Origin of the sequence: Allobosea sp. LC85 (assembly GCF_000735605.1) — a bacterium.
Classification (GTDB): domain Bacteria; phylum Pseudomonadota; class Alphaproteobacteria; order Rhizobiales; family Beijerinckiaceae; genus Allobosea.
Map to the genome: position 1 here is coordinate 1 of NZ_JPKG01000056.1, position 16220 is coordinate 16220.

The following is a 16220-nucleotide window of genomic DNA, read 5'->3' on the forward strand; positions in this document are numbered from 1 at the left end:
TTCCTGGTGATCATGGCGGCGGGTTCTATCGTTGGCACCTTCATTGGTGGTCAATTGCTAGGCTTCGTTCCAAGCGGGGTGCTGCTTCCGGGGCTTGCATTTATCCTGCTGATATCCGCTGCAAAGGTATGGAGGCACCGCTAACAAGGACCGCTGGGTACGACTTGGGCCGGTTGCGGGCGTTCAGCCCGAGGGATTAGCACGTCCGCCGACCACCCTCCCGCGACCTTCCCGTCTGCAAACGGGCGGCCGCGCCTCCCCGAGCCGTGTGGACGAGCGTGCTGCACTGGGCATGACGATCTCCGGTCGCCTCAATAGCCCTGCTGGATCGCGACGACGACGGCCGCCACATCGGCCCGGGCGGCGGAGTAGTCCTGCAGCGACAGGAAGGGGATGGTGTTGACCATCAGGCTATAGACAAGCCGGCGTCCGCTCCTGGCGTCGATATATCCGGTCTGGGTGGTGGCAAGCGCGACGAGTTGCCCGGCAGCACTTCCGGCGACCATATCGCCATCCTTGATCCGGACATGCGCGGCCGCCGGCGATCCAGCCCCATTCAGCGCCTGCGAGCCGTCGACCCCGAGGACGGCCATGCCATCATGAAAAGCGCTGCCCCAGGGGGTGGTCGTGATCTCCCTCAGGAACGTCGCGAGATCCGACGGCGTCGTCCGGCTGTCATGGCTGCTTCCGGCACCGTCGAAGACATAGGTTCCGGTCGACGAAACGCCATGCCGGGCGAGCAGCTTCAGCACCCCGGCCAGCCCCTCGCCGCAATCGCGGCTTCCGGCCTTCACCGCGGCAAGACAGACCATGAGGTCGGCGCCGCGGTTGTAGCTCACCTTCAGGATCACCTTGACGAACTCGGACAGCGGCGGCGAGACGTGTTCCGCCACCCGGTTGGCAGCACTATGGGCGCCCGCCTCGGGCAGCGGCCTGGCGGGGCCGAGCCGAGGCGCGGTGACCCTGATCCCGGCCCGCACGAGCGCCTCGATGAAGACGCTGCGCGCGAAGGCAGTGGCATCGGCGATCTGGGACATCGTCAGGATCGGCGGCCCGTCCGAAGCGATCTTTCCGCTGACCCGAACCACCCCGCCGCCTGGTGTCGTCACCTCGAGCGGCCCGGCCGTGCCGGCAACCGTGGTGACGTCGTTCTCGACGGCGATGGCCGCGCTCTTCGGACGCCAGTCGATTTTGGGTTTCTCGCCGGGCTTCGTCGGCGTCACCATGATGTCGATGACGTTCTCATTGACCCAGATCGGAGCGATCGGCCCTGACGAGAACCCCCGATAGGTCTCGAAGAGACGATCGTCGATCATCACATCGCCGGTGATTTCGCGAATCCCCGCAGCCTTGACCTGCGCGGCCAGGGCATCGAGCGCCGCGAGCGGATCGCTGTTCCGGACATAGGCGCCGCCCGGGAAGCCGGTATAGGTGGTGTTGTGGTCGACCTCCGGCAGGCTGTTGAAGCCAAGCGTGCCGTCGGGCTGCTCGCGGAGTCCAAAGCTGAAATCGCCGGACGCGACGAGGACGAGATCTCCGTCGAGCACGTCGCCCTTGACGGGGCCGAGCCTGTAGACCGGGGTCCGGAACCGGTAATCGGCGCCATAGAGGTCAAGGGCGGTCGCAACGCTGTAGGTCTTCATCACCGAGGCTGGCAGCAGCGACTTACTTCCGGCCTGATCGATCAACACCTTGCCAGTCGCGAGATCGACGAGGTGGATGCCCCAGCTCATATGGGCAAAGACCGGCTTGGCTTCAAAACCCCTTATGGCCTGGGCAACGGAAGCCGGCACCTCTCCGGATGTCCCCGCTGCGGGATCAGCGGTCGCTGCGCCCCCCGCCGACAGCACCGCCAGGAGAGCGATCGCGACACGACTGATCACGGTCATGGCCTGGACCTGCCTCACCAGCCGCGCTGCTGCTTGAACATGCGCTTCTGCGCGTCTTTCTGGTGACGCCAGTAGTCCTTCTGCGCCTCCTGCTGCATTTGATAGTAATCGCGGATGCGCTCCTTCCGGGACGTCGTGTCCCGGTAGCGCTGCCAGTCATAGTGATCGTCGTGAACGTAATCGTCCTGATCGCCCAGGAAATCGATGATCCCGCGAAGCATGTTGGCGGCCGGCAGGATATGCCGCTGCTCGCTCAAGGCCTGAGAGGGAGCAGCGGCCGGGGCCGCGTCAGCCGCGGCGGTCACCATGCTGAAGGCGAGGACCAAGGGAATTGCGGCCAGGCTACTGGAGAAAATCTTCATTGGGCTCGTCCTCGGAATGGCTCGGGCCTATTGGCCAGGCTGGCGTGTGAAGACATGCGGCAGTTCCGGAGAGAGCCAGCGAAGCTCGCTGATGCTGCCGGCGCTGTCGCGGTCGAACCGGATCTGGGTGAAGGGAACATCGCCGGCGATGGCCACGAGCGGCTCATAGCCAGGCGTCGCCAGGAGGCGCGCCGAGAACAGGTTCGGATCATCCTTGCTGGACACGAGCAGAGCGACCGCGTCGGTCTTTTCAAGCGTCATCTGCAGTTTTCCGTCGACGGCGGCGACCGTCGCCGTGCCGAGAACCGGAGAGACATAGCTCCCGACAAATGCGCTGGCGGAGGGAGCAAGCGGCCCTGGGATGAAGGCCGCCGCCTGCTTGCGCTGCAGCTCATGGTTGGCCCGCATGGCGGCGGCGGCGAGTGCGATGTTGTCGATTTCGGGATTGCCGAGAACCCGGTCGTAGAACCATTGCGCGAGCGCATCCGCCATCGCCGCGTTGCCGAGATTGCTCAGGATCACGATGCCGGTCCTGCCATCCGGCAGGAAGCCGGCATGGGCGCCGAAACCCGGGGTCCCGCCATTATGCCAGATCACGCGCCCGTTTGGCGTGGTGTTGACGACCCAGCCGACGGCATAGCTCAGGCGCTCGCTCATCGCGACGCGCGGTGTCCAGGTGACGTCGAGATTCTCCTCGGAGACCAGGACCTTCTCTCCGAAATGCCCGCGTCCGAGCTGCAGGCGCAGCCATTGCGCCATGTCCTTGACATTGGAGTTGATGGCGCCGGCGGGGCCGTACGCATAGGGGAAGGCGGCGTGGAACGGGATCGCGACCGGACCCTCGGCAAATCTGTGGCCGGTGGCATGGTCGGCCGCTTGCGTGATGGCTTCGAGGCTGGCGGTCGTCGAGGACATGCCGAGAGGGTCGAGCAGCGTCCGCTTGACCGACTCGTACCAGCTTGGCGAACCGTTCACCTTCGCCAGCACCTCGCCCGCGACCATCTGCGGGATGTTGAGATAGGCGAACTGCGAGCGGAAGATGCCCGTCTGCGGCGCGACGCGCAGAGACTGGATCAGCGTCTGCTTGTCAAAGCCGAGAAGGGTCAGGTCGTCATTGACGTAAGGGGTGAGGCCGGAGCGCTGCGCGGCGAGGTCGAGGATGCGGAGATCGCGCGAGACCCAGGGATCCGCCAGTTGGAAGGAAGGCATGTGATCCACGACGTGATCGGCCCATTTCAGCCGGCCGCCATCCACGGCCTGGGCGAGCGATGTCGCGAGGAAGGCCTTGGTCGTCGAGCCGATCTGGAAAATGGTGTCGGGCGTGACGCGGTCGGCCTTGTCGATCGTCCTGACGCCAAAGCCCTTGCTGTAGACCAGCTGGTCGTCGAAGACGATGCCGATCGCCATGCCGGGAACCGAGAACTCCTTCATCCCGAGAGCGGCCTGCTTCTCGAGGCCGGGCAGCAGCGCCTGAATCTTTTCGCCCGTGATCTCTGCTTTGACCGGATGAACGGCAGCGAGCGTGACGAGCGCCGCGGCGATAAGACTTCCGCTATGTTTCATGTCGATCGGCTTTCGCTCAAAGGATGTTGATGCTTTGCGTGGCATAAGGAAATGATCCCGGATTTTGCAGTATTCCGCAGGGGACTAACCCGTCGATCAGCGACTCAAGTGGTTCAAGATCGTGAACCCCAGTCTCGCAAAGGCCGGAGGACGAAGAGGTGCCCAGGAATTCGACGATGCCCTTGCCTAGCGCCGGCCTTGCGACATCGCCGCGATAACCGAGGCCCGCCAATTCACGCTCGACCAGCCCCCCGTCCGCATCGAGATAGCCTGTGCGCGCGACCCAATTCTCGGCCTGGACGCCCTGCGCCCGCAGAAGCAGGATGCGGCAGGCGGTCGCCCGAGCGTCGGGATCATGCAACGCCGCGCCGCTGAGAATGCCGCCCAAGATATTGGCTGGGGGGATGAGATTGGCCGGCGGGCAGAGACTGGCCGGCGGCGCTGGCAGGTTCAGCGCCAGAAGCGACAGCCGGTGCGTGGAGGCGCAGGTCAGGGCGCTTTGTGCGGTGCGGCCATCGCTCAGCAATGGCCCGCTCATGACGACCTTACGGTTGAACAGGTTTTCGCTGTAGCTGATCTGCAGACGCTGCATCGCATCGGCGTGGATCGTCACTGTTCCCATGATCAGCCGGCCCGCCTCGACGCGAGAACGGGCCGGCGAGATGGCGAGGTAGGCGCCCTCCAGCCAGTGCCCGCCGGGCTGCCGCCCGCTCCCCCTCGTCAGCGGCGATGCGATGGCGACCGGGGCCCGGCTCGGCGGCAGGCCGGCCTGCGCCCTCAGGGCCGAGAGCGCGGTTTCCGGCACGACGAAGCGGGTGCAGACCGCGTCCTGAAACTCTTCGAAGGAGGACGAGGCCAGGAACGGCGCGGTCAGGAACGGCGCGGTCAGGAACGGCGCGGTCAGCCCACCGCCGAGCACCCGCGCCCAATCCTCATAGACGCTGGAGACCCGCGGCATGGCCTTGCCGCTCATCCATTTATAGGCGTTCTGGGGCACGAACAGCGTCGTCCCGTTGCTGGCGGCGAAGCGCGCACAGAGTTCCTTGTGGGTCGAGCAGCCCAGCACCAGCGACGTCAGCCGCAGTTTCAGCGCGAGGTGGCGCGACGCTTCGGCCATTTGCAAGCGGCGATCCATGTCGACCGGTCGTAGTCCGCTGCCATCCAGTCTGAATTGCTTCACCGCGTTCCCCAACCGGTTGAACTGAACATGGGGCGGCTGGTCGAACCGGCGTCCAAGCCAAAGGATGATCGCGCCTGCGCGCTGCCGTTCACCAGATGCCGCGACGGCCGCGCCACGCTGCCGTGCACCGGCCCGCGCCCGATCCGAAGCATGCAAGATCGAGCCTGACGTTCAGGCGCAGTCACGCTGCGGCAGGTGCAGCTCCGGCAGTCGCAAGACAAGCTCTTCCTCCCCCCAAAAGCTGTCCGGACCGCCATCAGGCTCCCCATTGCTGCCCTGCATGTTGCCGGTATGTGCCATATCGGACGACGCGGGCGATGAGGTGTTGGGTAAGGACCCGATTTTCATTGCCGAATGTGTCGACCCGTTGCCGAATTTGTCTAATGTGGCTTGAAACCGGGCATCGAGGCCGGAGCTGGGGATGCCGATGCCTGCGCCTGTGATTGATCCCGCCCTGCTGGCGACGTTCGATGTCGTCCGGGCAAGGCATTCAGAGGATCTGAGCGGCACATTCCGCGTGACCGAACGGGCCCCACGGTCAAGCCGCACCTACACCTATCAATTGCAGGATCGCGCGCTGTGGCGCCTGCGCTTCGAACAGCCGATCTTCACACTCGCGACGCGCAGCGTCGGCTCGATCGTCGCAAGCTACGCCGACAGCAGCTTCGCCACCAATGGCTTCGTCGATGGCGACGACGGCGGTCTGTTTTGTTTCACGACGATGCTCACGGGCCATACGACCCTGGAGCGAAAGGGAAAGTCCGCGACAGCCACAAGCCGATCCGGCCTTGTCTGGAGACCCGCTCCAGGCGGCCGTCTCTTGATGAGCAACGACAACGCGCGAACCAACATCTTCTTCAAGGTGGCGGATCTGGAGAGCGCGCTGGAGCACATGCTGGATGAGCCATTGCACGAGCCACTCGATTTCGAGCCTGTTCTCGATTGGACCACCGGGCTCGGCTTCAGCCTGAAGCACCAGCTCGATTTCGTCATGCAGGAGTTTCAGCGGGACGACGGCGTGACCAGCAGCCCGGTCGCACTGGCATCTCTGACCGACCTGCTGGCCTCGCTGGTCCTGCGCGGCACCGCCCACAACTATACGGACAGGCTGGCAAACACCGCCGGCAGCGCAGTTTCCGTTTATGTTCGACGTGCGGAGGATTTCATGCGCGCTCAGGGTGCGCAGCCGATCCGGATGGCGGATGTCGCTGCGGCCGCCGGCTGCAGTGTGCGGACCTTGACCGCGGTCTTCAAGCATTTCCGCGGCGATACACCCTTGGCCGTGCTGCACGCCGTCCGGCTCGATCTGGCGCATGCCGACCTCGTTCTCGGCACCTGCGACGCCGCGGTTGCCACCGTCGCCCGCCGCTACGGTTTCACCAACACGGCACGGTTCGCTGCCGCCTTTCGCAGCCGGTTCGGCAAAACACCCACCGAAACCGCCCGGAATGCATCCAGTCGCATGAAGCCCGGACCGGGCGGTCCAGCGAAAGATCGGTAGCCCGCGACGGACCGATCGGACGCACAGAAGAAGGGCAGAACCGGCGTCACCGCCTGGCGTTCGTCACCCGCCGAAGCCGATTTCAGTCCTTGCGCTGGTTGAGCTCGCCCTCGTAGCGCTGTTCACTCTCGATCCATTTGCCGTCCTGGCCGCGCTCGCGCGAATGCTGCGCCTTGTCGCGGTTCGAGAGGACCGCATTGTCGGGAAGCTCGGGCGTCCGGCTGCTCATCGCGCCAACGCCGTCGCCCTTTCCCTTGGCCCCCGCGCCGAAATGCTTCTTGTCTGCCTTGGCCATGTCGGCCTCCCTCGCTTTCTCACTTTCGTGCGCGTGCAGCGCGCCCGTCACGCGCGCTCGCCTTGGCGATGCCGCCCTGGGCGTTGACGTCGTTCTCGCGGTCGCCCTCGATCGTGTTCTCGCCGGCGATCATCTCGAGATCGTCGCCCGCCTGCGGCCGGCCGATGCCCTTCGAGCCACCGATCAACGGGTTGCCGCGCAGATCGGCGTCGCTCGGCTTCTCGGGTTTCAGGTGCTTGCTCATGATGTTCGACTCCAGTGTTTCGACTCCCGATGTTTCAACTCGCGATGTTTCGACTCCCGCGTCTCAGGCGGGCCGGCTGCCGCCGCCCTTTTTCTCGGGATCGCGGGTATGATGAATGTCGCGCTCGCCGCCGCCGCCGGAGATCCGCGAATGGCGGCGGTTGTCCTCGTCGGCCGGCGGCTTCTCGACGCGCAGCGGCTTCTTGGCGTTCTCGTGCGAGGCGCCGGGGCCCCCCTGACGGATGGTCTGTGGCGCTTTTGTCGATGTCGACATCGTATCCTCCCGGCTCAGCGATCCTGCTGATGGCCCTGATGGGTCGTGTTGATGCGCGTGTTGCCCTGCTGTCCCGTGTTCTCGGGGTCGTTCGGGCGGCTTCGCGCCTGTTGGTTACGGGCTTGATCGCGCTGCTTGTGGTCGGCCTCACCCGGGCCCTTGTTGCTGCGGTTGGCGGGTGGGATCGGTGGTTGCTTGCTCATCGCATCCTCCTGTGCTGTCCATGTCGGAACCCCTCCACCCGGCCCGTGGTTCCGCGCCCTGCTTCACGATGCCGCTCCCCCCAGACGCGCAACCGCCACCGCGCCGGCGGTGTCGCAAGCGGAGCGTAGACATTCCGTGGAAGGCCATTTTCGCAACCGATCGGACCCGGCGCGAATGCCATCGCCGCGCTCTTCGGGACGCAGGTGAAGGCGATCTTCGACGCATTGAGGCGCCCCCGGTGAAAGCCGCCGATTTCTTGCTACCCGGTTTCCTGGTTCCGATTTCCTGGAACCGATTTCCTGGAACCAATCTCGGCCTGGCTCAGTTGCACCGAGAACTCCACCGCAGCGGTGCAGGAGCATGAACACGCTCGGGCCGCATGGCGCTGTCGGGGGTGGTCGCTCCCGTGCACGTGGCCGCGTGAAGCCCATGGCCGCCTGAAGCACATGGCCGCCTGAAGCATATGGCCGCCTGAAGAAGGAGCATGACGATGGTTGGCAGAAAGACGCATGAGCAGCAATTGCGCACGCTGGAGCGCAAACCCGACATTCCGGACGGCCGCCAAATGGAGGCGGAAATCCGCTCCGGCGGCAGCGGCGAGCGCCATCGCGAGGCGGCAGCCACGCCGCGCCCCACCGAACATCCGGTAAGCCACACCGGCATGAACCAGGAGGACCGCGATCACAACAAGCATAATCGCGGCGGGCAGCAGGGTCACAAGCCGCAGCGGCACCGTCAGGCGGAAGAGAAAACCTGAGCCCGCCTGCCCTGTCCGGCGGTTGGCACGATCGCCCGTCCCTGTCGCGCCGGCCGCCCCTGCGAGAACGAGCAGCACGGACATCGTTGAAGGCGGTTGGCTAGGGCCACGGTCAGGCGTCGCCTGAGGGTCGGGATCGAGGTCGGGACATGCTCGGGTCGGCCATGATCATCTCGTCGTCCCGCCACAACGTGCCGTCGAAGAAGCTGCCCGCCAACTCGGCCTCGGCCGCTCGACAATTTGCCGCGAAATGCGCCGCTTCGGTATCAGCAGGCCAGCGTAGGGATCATCACGCGTTCCAGAAACCGCTCTTGCGGCCATGCTTCGCCTTGCGCGCCGCAACGTAGGTATCGTGATCGACGTGCCTGTTGTAATCCCCGATCCGTCTTGCAAGATCAGCACAGGTTTGCAGGTGCCGGGCCGCGTGGGGATAACGCGTGGCGCGGGCCTTATCGAGCGCGAAATCGATCATCGCCCTTAGCGCCAATGTCGCGGCCAACGGGTGTTTTGTCTCAAGCGCTTCGGCCGCGTCCGTCAGACAGCCGTAATGATCGCCATCAAGCTCGGAATGGCGAGCGAGGATCATTTTCGCTGCGGCCTCAGGCGCTGGCCATTCGATCAGAAAACCAAGCCCCTGATGAAAATCAGCGAAAGTCCCGGCATGAGCCAAGGCACGCTCCTCGGCTTCGTCGTTATCAAAATCCGGCAGCCGCTTGAGGTAAGCTTTCAGATAATCAGCATGCAGCAGTTTCTCGAAAAGAGACCAGCGCACACGCTGTGCCTCGTCCGCCCGCCCCGAGGCATCCAGCGTATCGATCCGAACCCGGTCCCAATCGGGCCAGGACCCGCCCGTCTTCCGCAGCGCTTCCGCCTTCGTGAGTGCTGCCATCGCGTCGCCGGCCCGGCCCGCAGCCAGCAACCGCTCTGCAATCTGGGCAGCAATCGCGGGATTGGCCTGCTCTTCCCTTGAAAACCGCGAGACATAGCCGTCCACATCGCCCAGAGTATCGGCTATCTCGGTCAGTGCCGATTGAACGAGACGCGCATGGCGACGGATCGCAAGATCGTCCTCATACAGTGCACCGCGCGACGAGGACCAGCCGATCGCGCGCCGTTCGTCCTTGCCGGCGGGCTTCGGCGGATCGGCCGCCAGAGCCTCGAACTTCTTCTTGAGAATCGTCAGCCCTTCCTGCCCCAGCGGCCCGGCCATCAGGGTGACGAGATGATCGAATTGCCCGTACTCATTGGCGCAAACGCCGGCGAAAACCTTCTCCGCCAGCATGCCCGGTGCAGGTTTCGCGGCCTGGGCCGCTCGCCCCAGATCTTCGAGCGCTTCGCTCATGATGCCGCCGACCATCCCGTTGCTGTCGTCACACCGTTCATGAATAGCCGGCGCCAGCCCCAGAAACTGCCAGAGCAGATCGAAGGCTTCCGACGGCTGCTTCGGCGCGACATGGGTCACGATCGCCTGGCGCTGAGCCTCAAGGTCCTGCGCAAACGCACGCATCTTGTGCCAGTCGATGAAAGAACGAGATTTGGCTATCGTCGCCAGTCGTTTGCGAATTTCCCCGGCAACCTGATCCGTACCGACGCTGCTGGCGAGTTCCAGACGAAGGCGTCTCTTGATCGCCGCATCGCCTTCCGCCAGTTCGAACAGGATTTGTGCGAGCCGCCCCACCCCAAGAGCTGCAATGCGCTTGCTATCGAATGTCTTGCCAGACGCCATCCCTCCTCCTCGCAAAGGGACGGGAACCGGTCAAGCACTGGCCCGGTGGACAAGAAGCAAACACGATCAACATAGCCAATCACGAATGGGCACAAGACCGTCCCGGGCGCTGGCGCTCACTACCATCCGTTCCAGGAACGCTCCTCGCGCCATGCCCGCCAGGCGTTGCGCTCGCGCCAGCGCTCCGCACGCCAAGCGTCGCGCTCGTGGAAGCGTTCCGCGCGCCAAGCGTCGCGATTGCGCAAGCGTTCTGCACGCCAAGCGTCGCGATTGCGCAAGCGCTCGGCGCGCCAAGACGGGTCGGAGTATGGATTGTAATAGTGATCGTACTGGACCTGAACCACGCTGGAATCGGCGTGCCTTACAAGCAGATCAACGGTGATCGGCGCCGTTGCCGCCCCCGTTGCGAATCCAGCGGCACCCAACGCCACCACCGCGGCAATGCCAAGGCGAACTTGCTTCATCTCTTTCTCTCCTCTTGTCCCTTGACACGGTCGTCAGCCGCTGGAGCAGGAGTCAGGGCATCTCCCGCACCCGCCTGATTGCATCGCGATTCACGGCGGCCAGAGGCGAAGCGGGATCGGCACCCCGGACTCCATTTATATCCGGCAAAATATATCAAGAGCCACCGCGGTCTATAACCAGATTAAGATGCTAATGTGGCAGAATTTTGATATAATTCTAATTTAGAAACAATCAACTTGCAGATGTTTTTCAATATAGAACTTGATCTTTTATATAAGTCATAATTGAATTCTTGACACATGGACGATTAGAACCTTGATATTGGCTTCTCGACCGAAATCAATTTTGTGATTATCTGACGTACGGTGAATGTCATCTTGAATGAATCATTGTCCGCGACCATTCATCGACTTCCTCGTCGCAATCGCTACGTGCTTGCCTCGATCCGCGATCAGGATGCTCTCGAAGCCTCGCCGCTTGGCGATCTTCTCGTGTTCGTCGATCCCGAGTCGGATGTGGAATGGCTGCGGAGCACGTTTCCGCTTGTTGGCGTCGCGGCCTCCGATGCGGGGGGCGATGACCTGCGGGCCGCGCTCAAGCGGCTCCAGAAGGTGAGGTCCCTGCCGGACATTCCGGTCGTCCGGCTGCAGGAGGCGGCGCTTGCCGCGGAGGCAGGGCTCGCGGCGCAGGTGATCGAGGGCGGTCTCGGGCGCCTGTCGCGCCATATGGCGAATGTCAGCACCGAGCTTGCGATGCTGCGGCGGGAGCGGGAAACACTCTTCGAGAATTACCGCGCGCTCGAAAATGCATTCCATGCACGCAATTGGGACACGGTGTCGGAGGTGTTCAGCCACGAGCCCTCCACCGATCCCAAAGACCAGGGGCTCGCAACCCTGCTGCTCCAATCCGAGATCGAGCAACTCTTCCCGGTCTCAAGCTATGCCGTATCCGGCTTCGCCTTGCACTTTCGTGATATCCCGACGGACGGAGCCGGCCAGCTCATCGTCACGCTCGATTATGTCGAGAGCGGCGAGGGAATCGCGGAATGGCTCATTCCCTATGGCAGCGTCACCCCGGGCTGGAATTTCTTCTCGCTGCCAAAGGCATGCGACGGCAGCCATCGCACGCTGCGGCTCAAGATTTCCGCCAGCGGCGGCATACCGCCCGAACTCTCCCTCGGCCATGTTATCGCCAACGAGCGCTACGCCGCCCGGGCACGGTTGCCGCATGGCGACCTCGACATGCGCCCGCTGGCCTTCCGGATTTTCACCGGGCTTCCGGGCGTGCGTCCAACGGCCCTGCCGAACGTTTTCGTGCCGTCCGCGCTGATCTCCGGGCGCAAGGTCGAGGACTACCGGCTGCCGGTCGAACTGCTGCGCGCTATCGCCAATGTCTCGCTGAGCCCGATCGAGCCGGGCTTTCCGACGGTACGCTTCCTGGAGCTCGAGGATGCGATCGTCTGCCATCCGCTCAGCGAGGGCATCACCGCCGGCGCCGTCCGCCGGGTGGTGGCGCCCGGCACGGCGCGCATCTCGGCGCGCGCCGTGATCGATCATCCCGAAGGCAAGCCCGCCACGGTCGGGCTGATGCTCGTGCCGCTGTCGGCCGATGTCAAAGGGGAGATCGCGACTTTGGCCGGCGGCGGCGAACTCCCGCCCACGGCGTTTTTCAGCGGCTGGACCGATATCACGGCCGCGCAACCGGTGGATATCAACTTCATGCTGGAAGCACCGGCGCCGCGCACGATGGACCTTGTCGTCCTGAGCAAGGCGACCAGCAACTCGGTCGATTTCGCCTGGCTCAAGGTCTTCAACTTCCGACTGGTCAAATATCTCGAAACCCGCCCGGCCCGGGAGCGCGCCGATGCGTGACGAGCCGCAGCAGGATCTGGTCGCCATCGCCATGCCGCTCTACGGCCATGCGGCGCTCGTGCTCGAGGCGCTCGAATCCGCCTTGGCTTCGGTGACGGGTTGCCGCCTGGCGATCGTGGTCTCGGTCGATGGCGACCCGCGCCACGAGGTCTTCGATCAGCTCGTGTTCCAGGCGGCGGCGCATCCCGAGATCCGTGTGATCTTCGGCGAGAATGCCGGCCCGGGCGGCGCCCGCAACCGCGCGATCGACTATATTCTCGAGGAATTGCCCGAGGCCAAGGCGGTCTATTTCCTCGACGCCGATAATCGCGTCCTGCCGCACTCGATCGAGACGCTCTATCGCCGGCTCCAGGCGAGCGGGGCCGGCTGGGTCTACACCAATATCGATACGTTCTCGGTCAATTGGCGCGCGCATTACGGCAACAGCTACTCGCGCCTGATCCACTGCATCACCGACAATATCTGCGACACCGGCTCGATGATCTCGATCGACGTCTTCCGCAGCGGGGTACGCTTCGACGACGATCGCCAGAACGGCTTCGAGGATTGGGAGTTCTGGCTCTCGGCCATCGAGGCCGGCTTCGTCGGCGAGCCCTGCCACGACGCGGCTTTCGAATATCGCCTGCGCGCGGAAGGTCGCTTCAAGGAGGCCAACCGCGAGCGCTCGGCCTCGATCAGCTTTCTCCGCCGACAGCACAAGGCGCTGTTCCGCCGGCCGACCCTGGTCGGCTTCGAGCATCAGGAAGCGCCGCGCTATGCCTTCATCCGCACCGGCGAGGGAGCGCTCGACGTCTTCACCGACCCGACGCTGCCCGCCGGCGCGATGGGCTTCGACGATGCGGTCCGCGCCTTCTGGGGCAGCGTCGGCGAGCCCGACAATTTCCATTTCCCGCCCTTCCTCGCAGCCTGCAGCAGCGAGACGCTCAAGCTTCTTGCGCGCTCGCGGCTCCTGCCGAACATCCTCTGCCATCTCGAGAAGCTGGCGGAGCAGTGCAACGTCGTCTTTGTCGAGCTCGGCAACGTCGATTCGGAGCGGAGCATCGAGTGGGACGTCCTGCCCTCCGGCGCGCGGCAAGGTGCCGCCGATCTCACCTTCGTCTCGACCGGGCTGATCCGGAACGTCATCGACAACAACGCGCTCGACTGGTTCTCCTCGATCGGCGGCGAGCAGGCCTGGCCGACATCGGCGCGCCTCAAGGTCCGCTTCCCCTTCCCGAAGGCAAGGCAGCGCCGCTCGCTGGTCCGGCCTGAGCAGGCGCTGCTGAATCTCGTCAGCGCGATCGCGACCAGCCCGCTGCGACGGACCGCCTCGACGCGCTGGACCTGGCGGCCGCGCCGGCTGCCGGCCCTGTCCGAGCTGTACAAGGAGCTCAGGACCGAGCTCGGCGGCTCGCCGGTGCTACCGCTCGCGCATAACGCGGCGCAGCGCCGGACGGCGGCCGTGCTGGTCCCGAACGCCTCCTTCGGCGGGGCCGAGAAGGTCGCCTATGCGGCCGGGCGCGAGCTCAGGCAGGACGGATTCGAAACCCATCTCTTCGTGCTCGGCACTGGGCGGATGGACGTGCTCGACGAGTTCGACCAGGCCTTCGACTATGTGCATTTCTGGAAGGACGGCGTGCCGGCCTGGGGCGACACCAGCCATTTCCTCGGCCAGGATTTCATCACCGAGGATCATGCGCTCGACTGGCCCGGGCTGAGGGGCCTGCTCTCCGGCTTCGACCTCATCGTCAACAACCACGTCATGGCGGCGCACCCGCTGATGGCGAAGTTCCGTTCCGAGGGCACGCGCACCGCCTGCTATCTCCACGTCGTCGACGAGACGGCACTCAGGCGGCCGGCCGGGCAGCCCTATGCCGCCATCGCCTTCGAGCACTCCTACGACGCCTTCCTGACCTGCTCGGAGCAGCTCAAGAGCTATCTGCACAGCTTCGGCGTTCCTTTCGGCAAGGTCTTCGCCGTGCCGAACAGCGCGAGCTTCTCCATCGATACGCGGCTACGGACACAGGTGAGCGAGGCCCGCAAGGCCGGGCGCGGGAGCGAGCCGATCCGCCTGCTCTATATGGGTCGGCTCGACCGGCAGAAGGGCATCGACCGGCTGCACGGCACGCTCGTCCAGCTCAAGGAGCGCGGCATCGCCTTCGAGGCGCGGGCCGTGGGAGGCGAGATCCTGTCCGACGATCCGAGCTCGTCCTGGATGGCGCGCCTGCGCACGATCGGCGTCCAGGTCGCGCCGCCGGTTTTCGCCGCAAAGGATCTCGCAGCCCATCTCGCCTGGGCCGACATCCTGGTGATGCCGTCGCGCTGGGAGGGCGCGCCTCTGATGATCGCCGAGGCGCAGCAGCTCGGCTGCGTAGCGATGGCGACTGCGGTCGGCGCGGTCGACGAACTCGTCACACCCGATCAGGACGGCATCCTGATCGGGAACGCCACCGACGCGCAGATCGTGGCCGAGATGGTGCGGGCGATCGCCGCCCTGGCGCGGGACCGCGCCGCGCTCGCCGGGCTCGCCGAGGGCGCGCTGGCGACGGCGGCGCAGCGCTCCTGGACCGCCTCCTTCGCCGATTTCATCGCCTGGAGCCGCGGCATTGCGCCGGCGGCCCCAGATCAACGCAGCACCGCTTCGGACGAGCCCGTACGCGATGAGGCTCCGGCTGATGCCGAGCTCTCCGTCCGCGCCGTTGCATGACGATCATCGGAAGGTCCCGAACCCCATGGCCCCCAGAATTCTCCTCACCGGCATCCCGAGCCATCTCACCCGCCTCATTCAAAAGGCCGAAGGCGCCCAGGTCTTCTACTCGGAGAAGCAGCCGCAGCCCGAGAGCAAGGAGGCCTTCCTCCGCGAGCTCAAGAGCATCACCAATACCGGCAATTACCTGATCGGCGAGGGAGCGCTCAGGGCGCTCTCGCCGAATGCGACGCATATCCCGTTCTGGCACCTCTGGAACGCCGTCAACAACGGCACCGGCCTCGATACGATCAACGACCGCTTCGACATCTGCGTCTTCACCTGCGCCAACCTGCTGCGCAAGGGCCTTTCGGCCGATGCCGAGGCGCTCGTCCTGTCGAAGCTCGACATGCCGGTCGTGATGCTCGGTATCGGCATCCAGAACCGGCCGGACCTGGAGCAGTCCCTGCCCGAGGGCACGCAGCGCCTGCTGCAGGTTCTGAAGCAGAAGGAGCATTATTTCCTGACGCGCGGCGAGGAGACCGCTTCCTATCTCCGCGACCAGGGATTCTCCTTCGTCCGTCCGGTCGGCTGCCCGTCGCTCTATTTCATGCCGTCCAATGTCCGGCGTGCGCTGCGCCGGCTGCCGGATGTGAAGGTCGGCGAATGCCGCACGGTCTTCACCGGCTATATGGGCGCAGCGCTCGACACGATCGGCGACATGAACGCGCTGTCCTCGGATGACGGACGCTCATCCTATGTGGTGCAGGACGAGCTCCTGCATTTCGACATGCAGGTCGAGCCGGACGGCGACGGCCGCGTCTACGATTCCGCCTCGGGCGAGATGATCGGTGACCTGACCTTCAAGGGCTCGGGCGAACTGAAGAGGAAGGTCAAGGTCCATGCCTTCTTCGACACCAACCAGTGGCGGGCCTGGACCTCGTCGATGGACTTCGCCTTCGGACGGCGCTTCCACGGCAACATCATCGCGCTCCAGGCCGGTGTGCCGAGCCTGATCGTCGCCGTCGACGACCGCATGCGCGAGATGCTGAATTTTTCCGGGCTGCCGAAGCTCGAAGCTGCCGAGTTCAACAGCGCCAATGATCGCGCGGCCTTCGTCGCCGATCACCTCGCTGCGATGAACATCCCGCAGGTCATCGAGACATATTCCGACCGGGAGCGCAATTTCCGGTCGGTCTTGAGCGAGATCGGCATCGCCTGATGC

At 64.8% G+C, this 16220-nt stretch carries 15 protein-coding genes and 1 pseudogene; 6 read left to right on the forward strand and 10 right to left on the reverse strand.

The features are described from left to right. A pseudogene (locus tag FG93_RS33675) lies at window positions 1-144 on the forward strand (sulfite exporter TauE/SafE family protein); the annotation flags it as partial. A gap of 167 nt (window positions 145-311) precedes the next feature. On the opposite strand, the gene dacB reads toward FG93_RS33675, so the two are convergent. Genes dacB through FG93_RS24560 form a run of 4 tightly spaced genes read right to left on the reverse strand, consistent with a single transcriptional unit; the run spans window position 312 to window position 4994 of the window. After that, on the reverse strand, window positions 312-1889 hold the full coding sequence (gene dacB, locus FG93_RS24545; protein WP_152579607.1) for a D-alanyl-D-alanine carboxypeptidase/D-alanyl-D-alanine-endopeptidase: 1578 nt from the start codon (window positions 1887-1889) through the stop codon (window positions 312-314). 14 nt (window positions 1890-1903) lie between these two features. Then, complete coding sequence (locus FG93_RS24550; RefSeq protein ID WP_043239753.1) at window positions 1904-2251, reverse strand: hypothetical protein; 348 nt, start codon at window positions 2249-2251, stop codon at window positions 1904-1906. 27 nt (window positions 2252-2278) lie between these two features. Next, window positions 2279-3814, reverse strand: coding sequence for a serine hydrolase (locus FG93_RS31410; protein WP_052514157.1), 1536 nt, complete (start codon window positions 3812-3814; stop codon window positions 2279-2281). Between the two features lie 16 nt (window positions 3815-3830). Beyond that, the gene (locus tag FG93_RS24560) at window positions 3831-4994 is read right to left on the reverse strand and encodes a hypothetical protein (protein WP_152579608.1); all 1164 of its coding nucleotides are present in this window, start codon (window positions 4992-4994) and stop codon (window positions 3831-3833) included. Window positions 4995-5415: 421 nt separating this feature from the next. On the opposite strand from FG93_RS24560, the gene FG93_RS31415 reads away from it, so the two are divergent. Further along, a complete protein-coding gene (locus FG93_RS31415) occupies window positions 5416-6495 on the forward strand; it encodes an AraC family transcriptional regulator (RefSeq protein ID WP_052514158.1) in 1080 nt (359 codons plus the stop codon). Between the two features lie 82 nt (window positions 6496-6577). On the opposite strand, the gene FG93_RS24570 is transcribed toward FG93_RS31415, so the two are convergent. From FG93_RS24570 to FG93_RS24585, 4 genes are all read right to left on the reverse strand, one after another. Further along, window positions 6578-6790 carry a hypothetical protein gene (locus FG93_RS24570; RefSeq protein ID WP_043239895.1) on the reverse strand — a complete coding sequence of 71 codons (213 nt, stop codon included), beginning with the start codon at window positions 6788-6790 and terminating at the stop codon, window positions 6578-6580. Between the two features lie 19 nt (window positions 6791-6809). After that, the gene (locus tag FG93_RS24575) at window positions 6810-7034 is read right to left on the reverse strand and encodes a hypothetical protein (RefSeq protein WP_043239756.1); all 225 of its coding nucleotides are present in this window, start codon (window positions 7032-7034) and stop codon (window positions 6810-6812) included. A gap of 63 nt (window positions 7035-7097) precedes the next feature. Further along, window positions 7098-7307, reverse strand: a complete 210-nt coding sequence (locus FG93_RS24580) for a hypothetical protein (protein WP_043239758.1) — start codon at window positions 7305-7307, stop codon at window positions 7098-7100. A gap of 14 nt (window positions 7308-7321) precedes the next feature. Continuing rightward, a complete protein-coding gene (locus FG93_RS24585; protein ID WP_043239760.1) occupies window positions 7322-7510 on the reverse strand; it encodes a hypothetical protein in 189 nt (62 codons plus the stop codon). A gap of 485 nt (window positions 7511-7995) precedes the next feature. Between FG93_RS24585 and FG93_RS24590 the strand changes: the two genes are divergently transcribed. Continuing rightward, entirely contained in the window at window positions 7996-8268 is a 273-nt protein-coding gene (locus tag FG93_RS24590) for a hypothetical protein (protein ID WP_244448724.1), read from the forward strand. Between the two features lie 289 nt (window positions 8269-8557). On the opposite strand, the gene FG93_RS24595 is transcribed toward FG93_RS24590, so the two are convergent. Both FG93_RS24595 and FG93_RS24600 read right to left on the reverse strand, forming a co-directional pair. Next, entirely contained in the window at window positions 8558-9994 is a 1437-nt protein-coding gene (locus FG93_RS24595) for a DUF6880 family protein (RefSeq protein WP_043239764.1), read from the reverse strand. A gap of 119 nt (window positions 9995-10113) precedes the next feature. After that, window positions 10114-10458: a hypothetical protein gene (locus FG93_RS24600; RefSeq protein ID WP_152579609.1), complete on the reverse strand. Its 345-nt coding sequence runs from the start codon at window positions 10456-10458 to the stop codon at window positions 10114-10116. 432 nt (window positions 10459-10890) lie between these two features. On the opposite strand from FG93_RS24600, the gene FG93_RS24605 reads away from it, so the two are divergent. The 3 genes from FG93_RS24605 to FG93_RS24615 are packed head-to-tail and all read left to right on the forward strand — an operon-like array spanning window position 10891 to window position 16217. Next, window positions 10891-12330 (forward strand): DUF6212 domain-containing protein, encoded by a 1440-nt coding sequence (locus tag FG93_RS24605; protein ID WP_244448725.1) that lies wholly within the window; start codon window positions 10891-10893, stop codon window positions 12328-12330. Beyond that, window positions 12323-15016, forward strand: coding sequence for a glycosyltransferase (locus tag FG93_RS24610; RefSeq protein ID WP_043239768.1), 2694 nt, complete (start codon window positions 12323-12325; stop codon window positions 15014-15016). Before FG93_RS24605 ends, FG93_RS24610 begins: the two co-directional genes overlap by 8 nt. A 25-nt stretch (window positions 15017-15041) precedes the next feature. Continuing rightward, the gene (locus FG93_RS24615; protein WP_043239770.1) at window positions 15042-16217 is read left to right on the forward strand and encodes a polysaccharide pyruvyl transferase family protein; all 1176 of its coding nucleotides are present in this window, start codon (window positions 15042-15044) and stop codon (window positions 16215-16217) included. Window positions 16218-16220: the final 3 nt, after the last annotated feature.

Coding starts and splice junctions, on each gene's coding strand:
- FG93_RS24580 (WP_043239758.1), bottom strand. CDS start 7,307: ATGTCGACATCGACAAAAGCGCCACAGACCATCCGTCAGGGGGGCCCC.
- FG93_RS24585 (WP_043239760.1), bottom strand. CDS start 7,510: ATGAGCAAGCAACCACCGATCCCACCCGCCAACCGCAGCAACAAGGGC.
- FG93_RS24550 (WP_043239753.1), bottom strand. CDS start 2,251: ATGAAGATTTTCTCCAGTAGCCTGGCCGCAATTCCCTTGGTCCTCGCC.
- FG93_RS24615 (WP_043239770.1), top strand. CDS start 15,042: ATGGCCCCCAGAATTCTCCTCACCGGCATCCCGAGCCATCTCACCCGC.
- dacB (WP_152579607.1), bottom strand. CDS start 1,889: ATGACCGTGATCAGTCGTGTCGCGATCGCTCTCCTGGCGGTGCTGTCG.
- FG93_RS24595 (WP_043239764.1), bottom strand. CDS start 9,994: ATGGCGTCTGGCAAGACATTCGATAGCAAGCGCATTGCAGCTCTTGGG.
- FG93_RS31415 (WP_052514158.1), top strand. CDS start 5,416: ATGCCGATGCCTGCGCCTGTGATTGATCCCGCCCTGCTGGCGACGTTC.
- FG93_RS24600 (WP_152579609.1), bottom strand. CDS start 10,458: ATGAAGCAAGTTCGCCTTGGCATTGCCGCGGTGGTGGCGTTGGGTGCC.
- FG93_RS24610 (WP_043239768.1), top strand. CDS start 12,323: ATGCGTGACGAGCCGCAGCAGGATCTGGTCGCCATCGCCATGCCGCTC.
- FG93_RS24590 (WP_244448724.1), top strand. CDS start 7,996: ATGACGATGGTTGGCAGAAAGACGCATGAGCAGCAATTGCGCACGCTG.
- FG93_RS31410 (WP_052514157.1), bottom strand. CDS start 3,814: ATGAAACATAGCGGAAGTCTTATCGCCGCGGCGCTCGTCACGCTCGCT.
- FG93_RS24570 (WP_043239895.1), bottom strand. CDS start 6,790: ATGGCCAAGGCAGACAAGAAGCATTTCGGCGCGGGGGCCAAGGGAAAG.
- FG93_RS24575 (WP_043239756.1), bottom strand. CDS start 7,034: ATGAGCAAGCACCTGAAACCCGAGAAGCCGAGCGACGCCGATCTGCGC.